The 16,297-nt window shown below is 65.8% G+C and carries 14 protein-coding genes; 8 read left to right on the forward strand and 6 right to left on the reverse strand.

Annotated features, from left to right (window positions below; all coding sequences use genetic code 11):
- Positions 1 to 4 precede the first annotated feature (4 nt).
- On the reverse strand, positions 5 to 685 hold the full coding sequence (locus ACYVKQ_RS09295; RefSeq protein WP_460577880.1) for a YiiX family permuted papain-like enzyme: 681 nt from the start codon (positions 683 to 685) through the stop codon (positions 5 to 7).
- A gap of 158 nt (positions 686 to 843) precedes the next feature.
- Positions 844 to 1,593: a beta-ketoacyl-ACP reductase gene (fabG, locus tag ACYVKQ_RS09300; protein WP_460577881.1), complete on the reverse strand. Its 750-nt coding sequence runs from the start codon at positions 1,591 to 1,593 to the stop codon at positions 844 to 846.
- Positions 1,594 to 1,823: 230 nt separating this feature from the next.
- Here fabG and ACYVKQ_RS09305 point away from each other — a divergent pair, with 230 nt between their 5' ends.
- Both ACYVKQ_RS09305 and ACYVKQ_RS09310 read left to right on the forward strand, forming a co-directional pair.
- Positions 1,824 to 4,163 (forward strand): TonB-dependent receptor, encoded by a 2,340-nt coding sequence (locus ACYVKQ_RS09305; RefSeq protein ID WP_460577882.1) that lies wholly within the window; start codon positions 1,824 to 1,826, stop codon positions 4,161 to 4,163.
- Positions 4,164 to 4,254: 91 nt separating this feature from the next.
- A complete protein-coding gene (locus ACYVKQ_RS09310; protein ID WP_460577883.1) occupies positions 4,255 to 5,052 on the forward strand; it encodes a DUF4249 domain-containing protein in 798 nt (265 codons plus the stop codon).
- 87 nt (positions 5,053 to 5,139) lie between these two features.
- Here the strand turns inward: ACYVKQ_RS09310 and ACYVKQ_RS09315 are convergent, their stop codons facing one another.
- Positions 5,140 to 5,985 carry a purine-nucleoside phosphorylase gene (locus ACYVKQ_RS09315; protein ID WP_460577884.1) on the reverse strand — a complete coding sequence of 282 codons (846 nt, stop codon included), beginning with the start codon at positions 5,983 to 5,985 and terminating at the stop codon, positions 5,140 to 5,142.
- 148 nt (positions 5,986 to 6,133) lie between these two features.
- Here ACYVKQ_RS09315 and ACYVKQ_RS09320 point away from each other — a divergent pair, with 148 nt between their 5' ends.
- On the forward strand, positions 6,134 to 6,823 hold the full coding sequence (locus tag ACYVKQ_RS09320; protein ID WP_460577885.1) for a PKD domain-containing protein: 690 nt from the start codon (positions 6,134 to 6,136) through the stop codon (positions 6,821 to 6,823).
- Positions 6,824 to 6,912: 89 nt separating this feature from the next.
- Here ACYVKQ_RS09320 and sppA read toward each other — a convergent pair whose 3' ends face one another.
- Positions 6,913 to 8,679, reverse strand: a complete 1,767-nt coding sequence (gene sppA, locus ACYVKQ_RS09325) for a SppA family protein (protein WP_460577886.1) — start codon at positions 8,677 to 8,679, stop codon at positions 6,913 to 6,915.
- 326 nt (positions 8,680 to 9,005) lie between these two features.
- On the opposite strand from sppA, the gene ACYVKQ_RS09330 reads away from it, so the two are divergent.
- Positions 9,006 to 10,808: an RICIN domain-containing protein gene (locus tag ACYVKQ_RS09330; protein ID WP_460577887.1), complete on the forward strand. Its 1,803-nt coding sequence runs from the start codon at positions 9,006 to 9,008 to the stop codon at positions 10,806 to 10,808.
- A 73-nt stretch (positions 10,809 to 10,881) separates the two neighbouring features.
- Here ACYVKQ_RS09330 and ACYVKQ_RS09335 read toward each other — a convergent pair whose 3' ends face one another.
- Positions 10,882 to 12,192 carry a replication-associated recombination protein A gene (locus tag ACYVKQ_RS09335; RefSeq protein WP_460577888.1) on the reverse strand — a complete coding sequence of 437 codons (1,311 nt, stop codon included), beginning with the start codon at positions 12,190 to 12,192 and terminating at the stop codon, positions 10,882 to 10,884.
- Between the two features lie 185 nt (positions 12,193 to 12,377).
- Between ACYVKQ_RS09335 and ACYVKQ_RS09340 the strand changes: the two genes are divergently transcribed.
- The 3 genes from ACYVKQ_RS09340 to ACYVKQ_RS09350 all read left to right on the forward strand — a co-directional run bounded on the left by ACYVKQ_RS09340 (position 12,378) and on the right by ACYVKQ_RS09350 (position 14,974).
- On the forward strand, positions 12,378 to 13,325 hold the full coding sequence (locus ACYVKQ_RS09340; protein ID WP_460577889.1) for a DMT family transporter: 948 nt from the start codon (positions 12,378 to 12,380) through the stop codon (positions 13,323 to 13,325).
- A gap of 75 nt (positions 13,326 to 13,400) precedes the next feature.
- Complete coding sequence (gene map / locus ACYVKQ_RS09345; RefSeq protein ID WP_460577890.1) at positions 13,401 to 14,165, forward strand: type I methionyl aminopeptidase; 765 nt, start codon at positions 13,401 to 13,403, stop codon at positions 14,163 to 14,165.
- Positions 14,166 to 14,287: 122 nt separating this feature from the next.
- Positions 14,288 to 14,974, forward strand: coding sequence for a hypothetical protein (locus ACYVKQ_RS09350; RefSeq protein WP_460577891.1), 687 nt, complete (start codon positions 14,288 to 14,290; stop codon positions 14,972 to 14,974).
- 98 nt (positions 14,975 to 15,072) lie between these two features.
- On the opposite strand, the gene ACYVKQ_RS09355 is transcribed toward ACYVKQ_RS09350, so the two are convergent.
- Positions 15,073 to 15,294, reverse strand: coding sequence for a hypothetical protein (locus ACYVKQ_RS09355; RefSeq protein WP_460577892.1), 222 nt, complete (start codon positions 15,292 to 15,294; stop codon positions 15,073 to 15,075).
- Between the two features lie 188 nt (positions 15,295 to 15,482).
- Between ACYVKQ_RS09355 and ACYVKQ_RS09360 the strand changes: the two genes are divergently transcribed.
- Positions 15,483 to 16,160, forward strand: a complete 678-nt coding sequence (locus tag ACYVKQ_RS09360; protein ID WP_460577893.1) for a response regulator transcription factor — start codon at positions 15,483 to 15,485, stop codon at positions 16,158 to 16,160.
- Positions 16,161 to 16,297 lie beyond the last annotated feature (137 nt).

A 16,297-nucleotide genomic window follows, 5' to 3' on the forward strand; every position in this document is an offset into this window, starting at 1 on the left:
CGCGCTACCGCTCCACCACCGTCACCAGCTCGGGGCTGCTGAACATGCGCGCCGGCGAAATCACCGGCTCGTCGAGGGGAAGATTCCGGCCGTACCGCTCGCGCATCTTCTGCTGCACAGTGGGGTGTGAGAGGTCGAAGTCGCGCAACCGTTGCAGTCGGCCGATCTGGCGGCCGGTCGCGTCGCGGTACAGCTTCCAGAGCAGCTCGGAACAGTAAATCCGCTCATCGGACCAGCCGAAGAACTGGTCGTAAGGCCGGCCCCGGTAGCGGTGGCCGGCGCGCAGCAGGCGGCGCCGCACGGCGGGTGTGAGGACGGTTTCGGCGTCGCGCAGGCGCTTCACCACGAAGTGCCCGCCCTGGCCGCGGGCAATCCACTTTTCCAGCGGCGTGATGCCCACCGGCTGCACGGCCTCCAGCACCTGCCACTCGCCGCCCTGCCGAAACAGCAGGCCGCAGTGGCTGTACGGCGAGTGCGTGGCCAGCTGAATGGCCCGGCTCTGCGCCGACTGCGAGGTGTGAAAAATCAGGTCGCCTTCGCGCAGCTTCAGCGACACGAGCAGCGTGGTCAGCTCGGCGCGCCGTTCCCGCTTGGAGTCGCCTGGGCGCTGCTTCCGGCGCGGGCAGGCCCAGACGGCCAGCACCAGCAGCAGAACGGCAAGGACGATGGACAGCGGGCGGCGCATTGGTTGATCGGCAGGTAAACTAATCCAGTAAAAAAAGAACGTCATGCTGAGCTCCGCGAAGCATCTCTACCGCTTCGTTCGGACGAAACCGTTCGGTAGAGATGCTTCGCGGAGCTCAGCATGACGTTTGATCAAGCAGTGTAAGCGCTGCTGACCGATTAGGTCAGCATGCCGCCGTCGACCTGCAGCACCTGGCCGGTGATGTAGCTGCTGTCGTCCGAGGCCAGGAAGGCCGTGGCTTTGGCCACGTCTGCGGGGGTGCCGCCGCGCTTGAGCGGAATAGCCTTGCGCCATTCGTCGACCACTTTCTGGTCCAGCTCGCCGGTCATTTCCGTTTCGATGAAGCCCGGGGCAATGGCGTTGCAGCGTATGTTGCGCGAGCCCAGCTCCAGCGCCACCGACTTGGTGAAGCCGATGATGCCCGACTTGGAGGCCGCGTAGTTGGCCTGGCCGGCGTTGCCCTTGATGCCTACCACCGAGGTCATGTTGATGATGCTGCCCGTTTTGGCGCGCATCATGGGCTTGGTAGCCGCTTTGGTCAGGTTGAACACCGACTTCAGGTTCACGTTCAGCACCTGGTCCCACTGCTCCTCGCTCATGCGCATGAGCAGGCCGTCCTTGGTGATGCCGGCGTTGTTGACGAGCACGTCGAGCTTGCCGAACTCGGCCACCACGTCCTCAATCAGCTTTTCAGCCTGGGCGTAGTCGGAGGCGTCGGAGCGGTAGCCGCGTACCTTGGTGCCGTGCTGAGCCAGCTCCTGTTCGAGCTGCTGGCCTTTCTCCACGCTGGAGAGGTAGGTGAAGGCCACCTGAGCGCCCAATTGGGCAAAATGCTGGGCAATGGCCCGGCCAATTCCTTTCGAAGCGCCGGTAATCAGCGCTACTTTTCCGTCGAGCAGTTTGGTCATAAGGCAAAGCTAAACAAGACGGCGACACTAGCAGCCATGGGGCGCGAAGCGCTGCTATGACTGCTACCCGGGCGGCCGTACGGCCGTTGGTGCAACTCTGGGACCCGTTCGCGGCCTTTAAAACCCGGACCTTACAACCTTTACCGCCCCCCGCGGCTCAAACTATTCGACCTACCAAGGCGTTAGCCAGTGATTCGCTGCCGACCTTTGCCGCGGTCATTCCACCGTTCATGATTCCATTATCCGCTTCCCGGGCTCTGCTGCTGCTGGCGCTGCTGCTGGCGCCGCTCACGCTGCTGGCCCAAACGTTTTTGCTGCGCGGTACCGTGCGCGGCGCCGACGGCACCGCCCTGCCCGGCGCCAACGTGGCCGTACCCGCCCTCGGGCTGGGCACCGCCACCGACCCCAACGGCCGCTACGAGCTGAGCCTGCCCGCCGGCCGGCACCGCGTGCAGGGCTCCTTTATCGGCTACCGCGCCGTGAACGAGGACGTGAACCTGCGCGGCAACCAGCGCCTCGATCTGACCCTGCCCGCCGACGGCAACCAGCTCCAGGAGGTGGTCATTGAAGGCTCGGGCACGCTGGAGCAGAAGCTGCAAACCACGCAGATGGGCGTGGAGCGCATCACCGCCCGCGAGGCCAAGCTGCTGCCCGCCCTGTTCGGCGAGGTCGACATCCTGAAGACCCTGCAACTCAAGCCCGGCGTGCAGAATGGCGGCGAGGGCACCAGCGGCCTGTTCGTGCGCGGCGGCTCCGCCGACCAGAACCTGTTCCTCGTCGACGACGCGGTGGTGTACAACCCCAACCACCTCTTCGGCCTGTTCAGCACCTTCAACTCCGACGTGGTGCAGTCGGTGGACCTCTACAAGTCGGGCTTTCCGGCGCAGTACGGCGGGCGCCTCTCCTCGGTGGTCGACGTGAAGCTGCGCGAGGGCAGCCGCGACTCGCTGGGCGTGTCGGGCGGGCTGGGGCTGATATCCTCGCGCCTGGCCGTGGAAGCGCCCATCAAAAAGGGTAAAGGCTCGTTTATCGTGGCCGGCCGCCGCACCTACTTCGACGTGTTCACGCGGCAGATCAACAAGCTCAACGACGACGACCCGGACTACAACCCCATCCCCGACTACTACTTCTACGACCTGAACCTGAAGGCCAACTACCAGCTCACCGACAAGGACCAGGTGTTCTTGAGCGGGTACTTCGGCAACGACGTGTTCGGCTTCAGCTCCACGCGCGGCTTCAACTTCGATTTCAACTGGGGCAACCGCTCAGCCACGGCCCGCTGGAGCCACGTGTTCAACCCGCGCCTGTTCACCAACAGCACGGCCACCTGGTCGTACTACACTTACAACATTGCCAACAAGCTCGACCAGTTCAGCTTCGGGCTCGGCAGCAACATCCAGGACTGGAACCTGCGCTCCGACTGGGAGTGGCGGCCCGAGGGCGGCAAGCACGTCATCCGCTTCGGCGGCTCGGGCACGCTGCACCACTTCGGGGTGGGTCGCCTGCAGGCCGGGGCCCAGGACGGCTCCTTCAACATCGGGCAGGACGTGGAGTACGACGGGCAGGAAGGCGGCCTCTACGCTTCCGACAACTTCACCGTGTCGGACAAGCTGGCCCTCGATTACGGCCTGCGCCTGACGGGCTTCCGCTCGGGCACCAACGACTACGGCGGGGTGGAGCCGCGCGCGGCGGCCCGCTACAGCCTCACGCCCGGCCTCTCGGTGAAGGCCAGCTACGCCATGATGTACCAGTACGTGCACTTGGTCACCAACTCCGGCGCCTCGCTGCCCACCGACATCTGGTACCCGTCGCGCCTTTCGGTGAAGCCACAACGCTCCCAGCAGGTATCGGCGGGCTTCAGCTGGCTGCTGTTCGGCGGCAAGTTCCTGCTCACCGACGAGGTGTACTACAAGTGGGCGCAGCGCCAGATCGATTTCCGCGACGGGGCGCAGCTGTTCGTGAACCCCGAGCTGGACCAGGAGTTCCTCTTCGGCAGGGGCTGGGCCTACGGCAACGAAATCTACCTGGAAAAAAAGCAGGGCACCACCACCGGCTGGCTGGGCTACACCCTGGCCTGGACGCAGCGCGAGTTTGACCCCCAGCGCGGCGGCACCGGCATCAACCAGGGCCGCGCCTTCTTTCCCACCTACGACCGCCGCCACAACCTGACGGCGGTGCTCCTGCACAAGCTCTCGAAGCGCATCAACCTCACTGGCTCCTTCGTGTACACCTCCGGCAACCCCACCACCCTGCCCACGGCCCGCATCGGGGTGCAGGACGTGTACGGCGGCGAGCTGCAGGCCGTGCCCATCTACCCCGACCGCAACTCCTACCGGCTGCCCAGCTACCACCGCCTCGACCTGGGCGTGGTGCTCAAGCTGCGTCCCTTCTGGCGCGAAGAGTCGGACCTGACGCTGAGCATCTACAACGCCTACAACCGGCGCAACCCGTACTTCATCTACATCGACGAGGTGCGCGACCCGGAAACCAACCTGCCCACCCGCTACCGGGCCCGGCAGGTGTCCCTGTTCCCGGTCATTCCCTCGCTGACCTACAACTTCAAATTCTAATTTCGGCCTGATGCGAATTCAACGGATAACACGGGCTTGGAACAGCGCAGGGCGGCCACTGATTGGCCGCTTGCGGGCCGCCGCACTAAGCTTGCTGCCGCTGGCAGGGCTGCTCACCGGCTGCGACTTGCAGAAGGACGTGGACGTGGAGCTGCCGGTGCTGCCGGCCCAGCTGGTGGTGGAGTGCTACCTGGAGTCGGGCAAGGTGGCGGAAATGACGGTATCGGAAACCGTGCCCTACCTGAGCGCGCCCACGCCCAACGTGCCCACCGACGTGACGGTGACGCTCACCAGCCCCTCGGGCCGCGTCGAGACGCTGCGCTTTCTGCCCGGCCTGAACCCGCTCACCGAGAAATTCTACACCCACCGCGGCACGCGCGTGCTGACCATCCGGCCCGGCGAAACCTGGCAGCTGAAGGTGGCCGATTCCAAGGGCCGCGTGGTGACGGGCACGGCCACCATGCCCGCCACGGTGCCCTTCGACACCATCGAGTGGAAGTTCAACGACCGGCCCGCCGAGGAGCGCCGGGCCTTGCTGCTGGTGAAGTTTCAGGACCCGCCCGGCGTGGGCGACTTCTACCGCCTGCAAATCCACAACGACAGCATTTCCGACGACCCGGACGTGGACTACCTGCCCGAAGACCGCCTGCTCGACGGCCAGCAGTTCACCCTGGGCACCGGCTTCGAGTTTGCTCCCGACGACACGCTCATCGTCTCGCTCTACCACCTCGACCGGCCCTACTACAACTTCCTGCGCTCCATCGACGACGCGCAGTCGTCCAACGGCAACCCCTTCGGGCAGCCGGCGGCGGTGCAGAGCACCGTGGAGGGCGGCATCGGGGTATTTGCCATACTGAATTACCAGCGGCGCACCATCATCATTCGCTGAGGCGGGCCACGCAACAGCAGGCCCCCAGACCGCAGCGCCCGGCTACTGACCAGTAGCCGGGCGCTGCGGTTTGGTAGGAGGTTAGGCCTAGGCCTGCTGCTCCACCACGCGCTTGAGCAGGGCGGTCAGGCGCGGCTCGGCGTCGGCGGCGGCGGCCAGAATGTGCTGGATGTTCACCGGCTTCAGGTGCGCGGGCGAGGCCTGGTCGGTGATGACGGAAATGGCCAGCACCGGCAGCTCCATGTGGCGGGCGGCAATGACTTCGGGCACCGTGCTCATGCCCACCGCGTCGGCCCCGATGGTGCGCAGGTAGCGGTACTCGGCCGGCGTTTCGAGCATGGGGCCGGGCAGGGAAGCGTACACCCCGCGGCGCACCCGCGGGCCGAAGCCCAGCTCCCGCGCCGCCGACTCGGCCTGGGCCAGCAGCTGGTGGTCGTAGGGCTCAAACATATCGGGAAAGCGCGGGCCCAGCTCGTCGAGGTTGGGGCCCACCAGCGGGTTGGTCGGCTGCAGGTTGATGTGGTCGTCGATGAGCATCAGGTCGCTGATGGCGAAGTCGGGGTGCAGGCCGCCGGCAGCGTTGCTCACGAACAGCTTCCGAATGCCCAGCAGCTTCAGCACCCGCACCGGAAACACCACCTCGGGCATGGAATAGCCTTCGTAGTAGTGAAAGCGGCCCTGCAGCACCGCCACGCGGCGCCCGCCCAGGGTGCCCAGCAGCAGCCGCCCGGCGTGGCTTTCCACCGTCGACACGGGGAAGTGGGGCAGGTCGGCGTAGCTCAGCGTGTGCGCTACCTGCACTTCCCGGGCCAGCGCGCCGAGGCCCGTGCCGAGGATGATGCCGAATTCGGGCTGGAAGCCGGCCGTTTGGGCCTGGATGTGGGCAGTGGCTTCGCGGAGCTGCTGCAGTTGTTGAGCGGCGGAGAGGTTCATAGCGCAAAGGAACAGCGCGGGCCGGGCATTTGCTTACGGCGAGGCGGAAAAGCACGGCGGGCTTCAGGAGCTTTTTTCGGCCGCCGCCGGTGCAGATTGCCGGCCGGCCGCGTATCATTGCTCTAGCTTATCACTCATACCCAACTCTATGCGCTTAACCCAATCGTCCTACCTACTACTCGCCGGCCTGTTGGCCGTGGGCTGCGAGGAAAAGGAGAAGCCCACGCCGGAAGCAGCCACCGCCGACTTCACGTACACCGGCGCGCTGCAACACGCTACTCCGCTGCAGTTTGCCAGCCAGGCGCCCGGGGCCAGCACCTACGACTGGAGCTTTGGCGACGGCACCAACTCCACCGAGGCCAATCCGACGCACGTCTTCCGGCGGGCCGGCAGCTACGCCGTGCGCCTGCGGACTAACGGCCGCCTGGGCGCCGCCGAGGCCTCGAAAACGCTGGTGGTGGCCCAGGCCGACACGCTCACGCCCCTGCTGAACAAGGTGGCCGGCCGCTACCGGTTCAACAAGGTCATCGAGCGCACGTACGCGGGCGCGCCGCCCGTCAACCTCGTGCGCCGCTTGGCCGATACGACGATGACGGTAACCCAAAACCGGGCCGCCGGGCAGATCAGCATCCACACGTACACCCTGCCGCTGCAGGCCGGCTCCGTGCCCTGGACCAACATCGGCTCCGCCCCCAGCTACCTCTTTTACGCGGGCACGGCCTCTACTTACGGCCTGGTGAAGGCACAGATGCAGAGCGACAGCCTCATCTTCGAATGGCGCCGGGGCGGCCTTGGCGGCGGCACCACGCGCACGTACTACGGCAGCAAGCTTCCCTAAGCCCGCACTGAGGCTTTACGCACACCCCTAATGCAAACAGCCCCGGCTCGGAAGCCGGGGCTGTTTGTTTGAGAGCAGTCGGAAGGCGCTTACTGCACCGACAGCTCGTAGGGCAGGCGGGCCTGTACGCCCTGCATCTGCAGCACCGAGCGGTACTGCTGGTAGATGGGGAACAGCGGACCCATCTTGCTCTTCAGCACGCGGGTTTCGGCTTCCTCCGATTCGTCGTCGAGGATCGACATGACGGCCTGGAAGGGGTTTTTCTTGATGCGCGGCAGGCTCTGCAGGCGGTAGTCGCCCTGCTTGAGGCCGGCGCGGCGGGCGGCAATGGCCACGGCGTCGTCGAACGAGCCGAGCACATCCACCAGGCCGCGCTGCTTGGCCTCGGTGCCCGACCACACCCGGCCCGAGGCCAGGCGGCGCAGGCGTTCCACCGGCATGCGGCGGCCCTGGGCGGCTTTGCTGGTGAAGTCGGCGTAGGTGCGCTCCACCTCGCGCTGCAGGCTCTGCTGCTCGAAGGGCGTGAGGCGGCGCGTCACCGTCGGAATGTCGGAGAACTTGCCGGTCGTGACGCGGTCCACGGTGATGCCGAGCTTGTCGGAGAGCAGGGGGCCCAGGTTGGGCAGCACCCCAAACACGCCGATGGAGCCGGTAATCGTGTTCGGGTGCGCCACGATGGTGTCGCAGCCCATGGCAATGTAGTAGCCGCCGGAGGCCGCCACGTCTGACATCGAGGCAATGACGGGCTTCACTTTTTTGGCCAGCATCACCTCGCGGTAAATCACGTCGGAGGCCAGGGCCGAGCCGCCGGGCGAGTTGATGCGTAGCACAATGGCCTTCACCTTGTCGTCGAGGCGGGCCTTGCGGATGGTCTCGGCGAATTTGGTGCCGCCGATGCTCTCGTTGCCGCCCTTGCCGCCCACGATGTCGCCCTCGGCGTACACCACCGCGATGCGCTGGCTGCCGCTGGCTTCGTCGTCCTGCTCGGACTTGGCGTAGGTGCCCAGGCTGATCAGGTTGGGCTTCTTATCCTTGGCCAGCTGCAGCTGGCTGCGCATGTAGTCGAGCACCTCGTCGTAGTAGCCGAGCTTGGTCACCAGGCCGTAGCGCTTGGCGTCCTGGGCGTTGTGCACCAGCATGGAGTCCTGCACGGTTTTGAGGCGGGCGGGCGTCAGCTTGCGGGCCTTGGCTACCTGCGCCACGGTGTGGTCGTTGATGGAGTTCAGGAACGACACCGTCTGGTAGCGGGCCGAGTCGGAGAAACTCTCGCGGAAGTAGGGCTCCACGGCGCTCTTAAACGAGCCCACGCGGAAGATGAAGGGCTCCACGCCGAGCTTGTCGAAGAGGCGCTTGTAGAAGAACACCTCCGAGGAGAGGCCGTTGAATTCCAGCAGCCCCTGCGGGTGCAGGTACACCTCATCGGCCACCGAGGAGAGGTAGTACCCCTTTTCGGAGCCCGTTTCGTGGTAGGCCACCACGAACTTACCCGACTCCTTGAAGTCCACCAACGCGTCGCGCACTTCCTCCAGCGACGCCATGCCGCCCGATACCACGTCCAGGTTCAGCAGGATGCCCTTGATGTCGTCGTCGGTTTTGGCGCGGCGGATGGCGGCTTTCAGGCTGTTGAGGCCGATGGAGGCGTTGCCGCCGCCGAAGAGCGTAAACTCGGCCTCCTGCTTGCGCTCCGTCAGCGGCCGGTCGAGCTTCAGCTCCAGCACCGAGTTGCTGGCCACGGTCACCTCGTCGGACGACGAGCCGATGGCCGCCACCACCCCCACGAGCAGCAGGAAGCCGACCAGGGAAAACAGCGCCAGCCCCAAGATGGTGGCCAGCACGTACTTAAAGAATTGCAGCATGGTTGAGAGGAAAGAGGATCAGCGGTAGAGAAACAAAAGTAGGCGGGTTTTGGCGGAGCGCTTGGGTGGAGTGAGCTGCGGCGGGCCGGGTTCAGCCTTGCCGATGCCCAAAGTACGGGAGGCGCGCAACGGGTGGTCGGGCCTAATCGACAACCGGGCTGTTCGGCGGCGTGAATGCCGCGCCGCCTGCCGGAACCGGCCGCCCAGCCGGCGCCTGTACGGCGGCAGACGCAGGAACGCCCGAATTACTTTATGGCATTTGCTTGATACGATTTGATTTTGTTTAGCTTGCCGGGACCTTCCATACCTTTATCCCACCCATACGCATGGCTTTAATTGTCCCTGGTGACCGTCGATTCGTCATCATTCCCAAGCACAGCAACCTGCCCCTGGCGCCGGTGCACCACCAGCGGCACCCTGGCAATGCCATTCAGCAGCAGGAGCCCTACCAGAACAACCCCGCCCAGCAGTTTCAGCTCAAGAAAAAGGGCACCGGCGAGTACCACGTGCACCTGCCCTACGACAACCTGTATTGGGCCATTGCGGGCGTGTCGCCGGATGCCGGCGCCAACCTGATTCAGTGGCACATGCAGGATAGCGGCGACCAGGTGTCGCTCAACCAGCGGTTTCGCTTTATGTACGCCGGTGACGGATACTACTACCTGCGCCCAGTGCACGCCCGGGGCAAGGTGCTGGAAGTGCCCGGCGCTACCCACGGCCAGGACATTATCAAGCAGGGCGACCTAGCCCCGGTAAGCAACCGGGACCATCAGCTGTTTCGCGTGGTGCCGGTTTCGGCCGACTACCTCTCCAACGAGGTGCGCACCTTCCAGAAGCACAGCGACCAGCTGCGCGACCTGGTGCTAGGCGTCACCGGGCTGATTCCCACCGTCGGGGGTGGGGCCAAGGCGGCCTTGGGCGTGTTCTGGCCCGACGGCCACGACCAGGACTTCTGGAACCAGATGACCCAGTACGTGGAGCAGCGCATGAAGCAGCTGCTGCTGCAGGAAAACATGCTCAAGCTGCACGGGCACCTGGCCGGCATCCGCAAAAAAACCCAGCAGTTTCTGGACACCACCCAGGTCGACGTGAAGGCCACGCGCCTCATTGCCGCCATTTCGGAGGCCACGGGCGACGAGTACGACTTCCTGCGCGACCGGGAGGGCGTGACCGTGCTGCCGCTGCTGGCCGCCTGGGGCACGCTGGTGCTTACGCTACGCGCCGAGCTGGTGCAGGGCTACGCGACGTTGTTTCCAAACAAGACCGCGGAGCAAAAGGCTGACGGCCAAGCCGAGGAGCTGGTCTTTCTGCAGCGGGAAATCGAGGAATACGTGGCCGGGGTGGCCCGCAGCCGCGAGCTGGCCCTGAAATGGCGCCTGGGCTACATCAAGCAGGGCAGCAGCGACACCACGCACGACTTCGACCTGGGCAACACCACCATCACCGAGTTTTACCGCAAGGACTGGGTGGTGGACGAGTACGACGGCTGGCGCATGGACCGCGGCAATACCACCTACAGCCACAACCACGACGTAAACGGCGACCCGAACAGCCCGGCCAACATTACCGCCGCCCGGGTGGCCCGCCAGGCGCGGGTTGCGGCGCAGTTCAACGCCGAGCTGGATGCCCTGCTGGCCCCGGCCTACCTCTGGCCCTACCTAAATACCTCCAAGCCGGTCAAGCCCTCCGCTCAGCCCACAACCGTGGCCGTGGGCCCTTTCGGCGTCCGGCCCGGCGGCACCGCCTTTAGCGAGGGCCTCGTCGGCCTGCGAAAAGTGGTTATCTGCTGGGGCGACGGGCACCCGTTCATCTGCGGCCTGAAGCTGACGTACGCCGACAATGTGGAGCGCACCTACGGCGTGCCGGGCAGCCAGCAGGCCAAGCTGGAGCTGGCCACGGGCGAGTACATCGTCAACGCCCGCGGCTACGAGTGGGACCAGGTAGAAGGCTTGCTGCTGGAAACCAACCACGGCCGGCTGATCGAGGGCGGCCGCATGGGGCACCGCACCTTTTTTGAGGCCGGCCTCGACGACGCGGTAAACGCCCGGCTGGTGGGCATTTCGGGTACTTACCAGGGCAACCTCATCAACACGCTGACCTTCCACTGGAAATACTTCCTGCAGAAGTAGCTCCGCCCCGGCGACCCAAAATGCGCGGCCCCGCTCGGTTTGTCCGGGCGGGGCCGCGTTGGCTTCGGGTCTGTCAGTAGCCGTACTTCTCGCCCCACCAGTAGCGCAGGCGCTCCAGCATCTTGGCCTCGGTGGCATTGTCGCCGGGGGTGTAGAAGCGGTGGCCCTGCAGCGCGTCGGGCATGAATTCCTGGTACACGAAGTTGCCCGCCCCGTCGTGGGAGTAGTGGTACTCGGAGCCGTAGCCGAGCTGCTTCATGAGCTTGGTGGGTGCGTTGCGCAGCTGCAGGGGCACGGGCTGCACGCCCTGCTGCTTCACCAGCGCCCGGGCTTCGCGGATGGCCAGGTAGGAGGCGTTGCTTTTGGGCGAGGTGGCCAGGTACACCACGCACTGGCCCAGGATGATGTCAGACTCGGGCATCCCGATGACGGTGACGGCCTGAAACGTGCTCTGGGCCAGCAGCAGGGCGTTGGGGTTGGCGTTGCCCACGTCTTCGGAAGCCAGGATGAGCAGGCGGCGGGCAATGAACTTGGGGTCTTCGCCGCCCTCCAGCATCACGGCCAGGTAGTACAGGGCCGCGTTCGGGTCGGAGCCGCGGATGCTCTTGATGAAGGCCGAAATCACGTCGTAGTGCATTTCGCCGCCCTTGTCGTAGCGGGCCAGGTTTTGCTGGGCCAGCTGCTGCACCACCGCGTCGGTGATGACTACTTCGCCCGTCTCCGGGTTGGCCTGGGCCGACTGCACCACGATTTCGAGCAGGTTGAGCAGCTTGCGCGCGTCGCCGCCCGAGATGCGCAGCAGCGCGTCGTAGCTTTCCACGCGCACCGGGCGGCGGCGCAGCGCCTCGTCTTCGCGCAGGGCGCGGTCCACCAGGCCGGTCAGATCGTCTTTGCCCAGGGCTTCGAGCACGTACACCTGCGCCCGGCTCAGGATGGCCGGAATCACCTCAAACGAGGGATTTTCGGTGGTGGCTCCGATGAGCGTGACGATGCCCTGCTCCACGGCCCCCAGCAGGGCGTCCTGCTGCGACTTGCTGAAGCGGTGAATCTCGTCGATGAACAGCAGCGTGCCGCGGCGCGAGCGGGCCTGCTGAATCACGTCGCGCACGTCCTTCACGCCCGCGTTGATGGCCGACAGGGCCACGAAGGGCAGCTTGAGCTGGGCGGCCAGCAGGTGGGCCAGGGTGGTTTTGCCCACGCCGGGCGGGCCCCAGAGAATGAGCGAGGGCAGGCGGCCCGCGTCGAGGTAGCGGCGCAACACGCCGCCCTCGCCCACGAGGTGCTGCTGGCCCACGTACTCGGCCAAGGTGCGCGGGCGCAGGCGCTCGGCCAGCGGGGCGCCGGGCCGGGGCTGGTCGGCGGGCGGATCGAAAAGTGAAGCCATAAACAAAAGCTGCGCGGGCCGCCGGGCCGCGTGAGGCTACCTTTGCGGCCTGCGCCCTGAACAAGTGCGTCGGAAGGAGTTTTGCGTACTGATACGCGAACCAGTCGCGAAGGTCCGCAAAGCTAAAGCCTGCCGCCTTTCCGGCGCCGCCCGGCCCCGCTCCGATAGCCAAGCCCCCGTACACCTTGTCCTCGACCCTGATCAACCCCTTGCGCGTGCACGCGGCCCTGTTTGTGGTAGCGCTGATTTACGCCGCCAACTACTCCATTGCCAAAGAGGTCATGCCGCGTTACGTGGGCCCCAACGGGCTGATCGTGCTACGTGTCGTCACGGCTACGCTGGTGTTCGGCCTGCTGGCGCGCGTGGTGACCAAGGAGCGCATCGTGGGCCGCGCCGACAACATCCGCTCCATTCTCTGCGGCATTTCGGGCATCGGGCTGAACCAGCTGCTGTTTTTCGGCGGGCTGAACCTGACCACGCCCATCAGCGCCTCGCTGATCCAGACGGTGTCGCCCATCGTGGTGGTGCTGGCCTCGGTGGCGCTGCTCGGCGAGCGGGTGACGCTGCTGCGGGCTACGGGCATCCTGGTGGCCGGGGTGGGCGCGGCGCTGGTTATCCTGAGCCGCGGCCCGGCGGGTGCCGCCGGCGAATCGGTGGCGCTGGGCAACCTTTACATCCTGCTGAACGCGACGTTTTTTGGGCTGTACCTGGTGCTGGCCGCCCCGCTGATGAAGAAGTACCACGCCTTCACGGTGCTGGCGCGCAGCTTCCTGGTGGGCGCCTGCATCGTGGTGCCCTTCGGCTGGCGCGAGGCCCTGGCGCCCGACTACGCCCACCTGCCCGCCCGCATCTGGGCCGACATCCTGTACATGGTGTTCATGCTCACCATCGTGGCCTACCTGCTCAACAACTGGGCGCTGAAGCACGCCCCGCCGGCGCTGCTCGGCGTCTACATCTACCTGCAGCCCATCCTGGCCGTGCTCATCGCCGTGGGCCTGGGCCGCGACCAGCTTACCTGGGCCCGCGCCGGCCAGGGCCTGCTGATCTTTCTCGGGGTGTGGCTGGTGAGCCAGAAGCCCAAAACGAAGACGGTGATAGGAGAGGACGTGCCGCTGGAGCCGGTGCAGGACTAAGCCGGGTGCTTATCTTGCCGCCCCGTTAACCGCCTTGCCCGGGTGAAGCCGAGGCCATGTAACCGATTTCGTCCGATGTCCATTACCTCCGAAGCCGAGCTGACCGGCCTGCAGCAAATCAGCACCGCCGTGGCCACTACGCTCCAGCAGATGCGTGCTTACGCCCAGCCCGGCATGAGCACCCTGGAGCTGGACGAGTACGGCGGCCGCCTGCTGGCGGAGCTCGGGGCCCGCTCGGCCCCGCGGCTCACCTACGGCTTTCCGGGCTGGACGTGCATCAGCGTCAACCAGGAAGTGGCCCACGGCATCCCGTCGGCCCAGAAAGTGCTGCAAGAGGGCGACCTGATCAACATCGACGTGTCGGCGGAGCTGAACGGCTTCTGGGCCGACAACGGCGGCTCCTTCGTGCTCGGCGCCGATCTGCACCAGCACCGCCCGCTGGTGGAGGCCTCCCGGCAGATTCTGCGCACGGCCATCAGCCGCATCCGGGGCGGGGTGCGCATCGCCGACATCGGCGGGCTGATCGAGGCCGAAGCCCGCAAGGCCGGGTTCCGGGTTATCAAAAACCTGGTGGGCCACGGCGTGGGCCGCAGCCTGCACGAGGAGCCCAAGGAAATTCCCTGCTACTACGACCGGCACAACCTCAAGCGCTTCAAGAAAAACTCGGTGGTGGCCGTGGAAACGTTCATTTCCACCCGCGCCAGCCTGGCTCATCAGCTGGGCGACGGCTGGACGCTGGCCACCAAGGACGGCAGCTTCGTGGCCCAGCACGAGCACACGCTGGTGGTTACCGACGGGCAGCCCCTCATCCTGACCGCTGCCAACGGCATCTGGGACTAAGCCCGGCCGGGCAGCCGGAAAACCTACGCCCCACCGGGCGCTACCCGCCTGGCAAAGCCCTGGAATGGCCCGCCGGGCCGTGTTATCTTTGGGGTTGATTGGCCACCAACTACTGCTACCCCATGCTCCGTGAACCGTTCGGCGTTGCCGCCTCGCTCGTATCCGTCGTGCTCCTTACCTCCCTGGCTGGGCCGCTCAACGGCTCGGCGGGCCCGACGCCGGTCGGCCGGCCGGCGGCCTTTCGGTACCAGGCCGGCTACGCCGACTCGCTGGACCTGAACCCCGGCGGCATGGTGCTGCCGCTCGGCTCCTGGTCGACGAATCAAGGCGAGCTGCCCACCGACCGGGGCGTGGTGTACGGCAGCTGCCGGCAGCGGCTGGGCTTCAGCAGCGGTGGGTTCGGGCAGTACGTGCGCCTCTACAACCGGGACACCGGCAAGTTTGTGCGCCTGTCGGTGAAGCCCACCTTCCGCTCGGCCCGCGAAAACAACTTCTGCTACGCGCTGCCGCCCGGCCGCTACGTGTTGCAGCACTACGAATACACCGAAAGCAAGGTCTACGGGGGCGTATTTTCGGTGGAGCCGCTGCGCAAGGGGCCCATCCAACCCCAGGGCAACGGCCGGCCGCTGACGGCGTCGCGCTACGCCTTCACGGTGCGGCCGGGCGCGCTGCACTACGTGGGCCACTGGCAGTTCGATAAGCCCGGCCAGCCGGTGTTTGCCGACGCCAAAGCCAGCGCCGACAGCCTGCTGACCGCCCGCCGCGCCAAGCTGCCGCTGGCCACCGCCGAACGGGCCATTCCGCAGTAAGGCGCCGGATTCTGTTTGAAACGCCGCGGCGCTCCGCCCAGCCACAAGGTGGCTGGGCGGAGCGCCGCGGCGTTGTATCAACCGACCTGGAAAATGCCCTAGCCAGTAGCCAGCCGCTGCTGCACGCGCAGCGCCCAGTGGACGGACTGCACCAGCAGCAGCGCCTCGGCCAGCAGCACGCACACCATGCCCACCAGCAGGCTGCCGTCGGCCCACACCGGGTGCAGATGCGAGACTTTAAACGAGGCGCCCAGTCCGACCACGATGAGGCCGGTGAGCAGCAGGTACAGCAGGTTGCGGAAGCGTAGGAGCGGTTTCATCGGCGGGCTGGTAGGGCAGGGGCTGAAAGACGAGGGCGCAGTTGCAGGAAGCGTGCCAGGGCCGACAAGCGCCGCGGCGGCTGCGTTAACGCACGAAGGGGGGCGCCATATTGTCCGGCCGCACGTAAGCAGGGGGCGGCGACGTTATTTTTGGGCCAGAGTGGCCTGCCCGTTGCGGCCCCAAGCGCATGAAACTACTCCTGGTGGAGGACGAGCCCAAGCTGGCCTCGTTCATTAAGAAGGGCTTTGAAAACGAGGCGTACGAGCTGGAAGTGGCCTACGACGGCCGCGTGGGCCAGTCCCTGCTCGAGCAGAACCGCTACGACGTGGTCATTCTCGACGTGAACCTGCCCTACGTCAACGGCTTCGAGCTGTGCCGCCGCCTGCGCCAGCACGACGCGCAGGTGCCCGTGCTCCTGCTCACCGCCCTCGACAGCATCGACGACAAAGTGACCGGCTTCGAGGCCGGCGCCGACGACTACCTAGTGAAGCCCTTCGAGTTTCGGGAGTTGCTGCTGCGCACCCGCGCCCTGATGAAGCGCAGCCACGACGCGCCCACCGTCAAGCACATCCTGCACATGGCCGACCTGGAGCTGAACCTCGACGCGAAAACCGTGACCCGCGCCGGGCAGCGCATCGACCTGACCACCCGCGAGTATTCCCTGCTGGAGTACCTGCTGCTGAACCGCGGCAAGACCGTCACCCGCGTGGACATTGCCGAGCGCGTCTGGGAGCTGAATTTCGACACCAACACCAACGTCATCGACGTGTACGTGAGCTACCTGCGCAAGAAAATCGACAAGGAGTTTACCCCCAAGCTCATTCATACCGTGGTGGGCATGGGCTACGTGATGCGCGAAGGGTAGGAGGCAAGCGGAAAATGAACGTCATGTCGAGCGCAGCCGAGACATCTCGCCGGATAGTAATTTCTTCGTTGAACGAGGATGTTACTACCTGCCATCAGCACGCGAGATGTCTCGACTGCGCTCGACATGACGGCCTG

Source organism: Hymenobacter coalescens (assembly GCF_054783195.1).

Excerpts from the sequence above, each read along its gene's own strand:
- ACYVKQ_RS09360 (WP_460577893.1), top strand. The coding sequence starts at position 15,483 with ATGAAACTACTCCTGGTGGAGGACGAGCCCAAGCTGGCCTCGTTCATT.
- map (WP_460577890.1), top strand. The coding sequence starts at position 13,401 with ATGTCCATTACCTCCGAAGCCGAGCTGACCGGCCTGCAGCAAATCAGC.
- ACYVKQ_RS09295 (WP_460577880.1), bottom strand. The coding sequence starts at position 685 with ATGCGCCGCCCGCTGTCCATCGTCCTTGCCGTTCTGCTGCTGGTGCTG.
- fabG (WP_460577881.1), bottom strand. The coding sequence starts at position 1,593 with ATGACCAAACTGCTCGACGGAAAAGTAGCGCTGATTACCGGCGCTTCG.
- ACYVKQ_RS09305 (WP_460577882.1), top strand. The coding sequence starts at position 1,824 with ATGATTCCATTATCCGCTTCCCGGGCTCTGCTGCTGCTGGCGCTGCTG.
- sppA (WP_460577886.1), bottom strand. The coding sequence starts at position 8,679 with ATGCTGCAATTCTTTAAGTACGTGCTGGCCACCATCTTGGGGCTGGCG.
- ACYVKQ_RS09315 (WP_460577884.1), bottom strand. The coding sequence starts at position 5,985 with ATGAACCTCTCCGCCGCTCAACAACTGCAGCAGCTCCGCGAAGCCACT.
- ACYVKQ_RS09330 (WP_460577887.1), top strand. The coding sequence starts at position 9,006 with ATGGCTTTAATTGTCCCTGGTGACCGTCGATTCGTCATCATTCCCAAG.
- ACYVKQ_RS09320 (WP_460577885.1), top strand. The coding sequence starts at position 6,134 with ATGCGCTTAACCCAATCGTCCTACCTACTACTCGCCGGCCTGTTGGCC.
- ACYVKQ_RS09355 (WP_460577892.1), bottom strand. The coding sequence starts at position 15,294 with ATGAAACCGCTCCTACGCTTCCGCAACCTGCTGTACCTGCTGCTCACC.
- ACYVKQ_RS09350 (WP_460577891.1), top strand. The coding sequence starts at position 14,288 with ATGCTCCGTGAACCGTTCGGCGTTGCCGCCTCGCTCGTATCCGTCGTG.
- ACYVKQ_RS09335 (WP_460577888.1), bottom strand. The coding sequence starts at position 12,192 with ATGGCTTCACTTTTCGATCCGCCCGCCGACCAGCCCCGGCCCGGCGCC.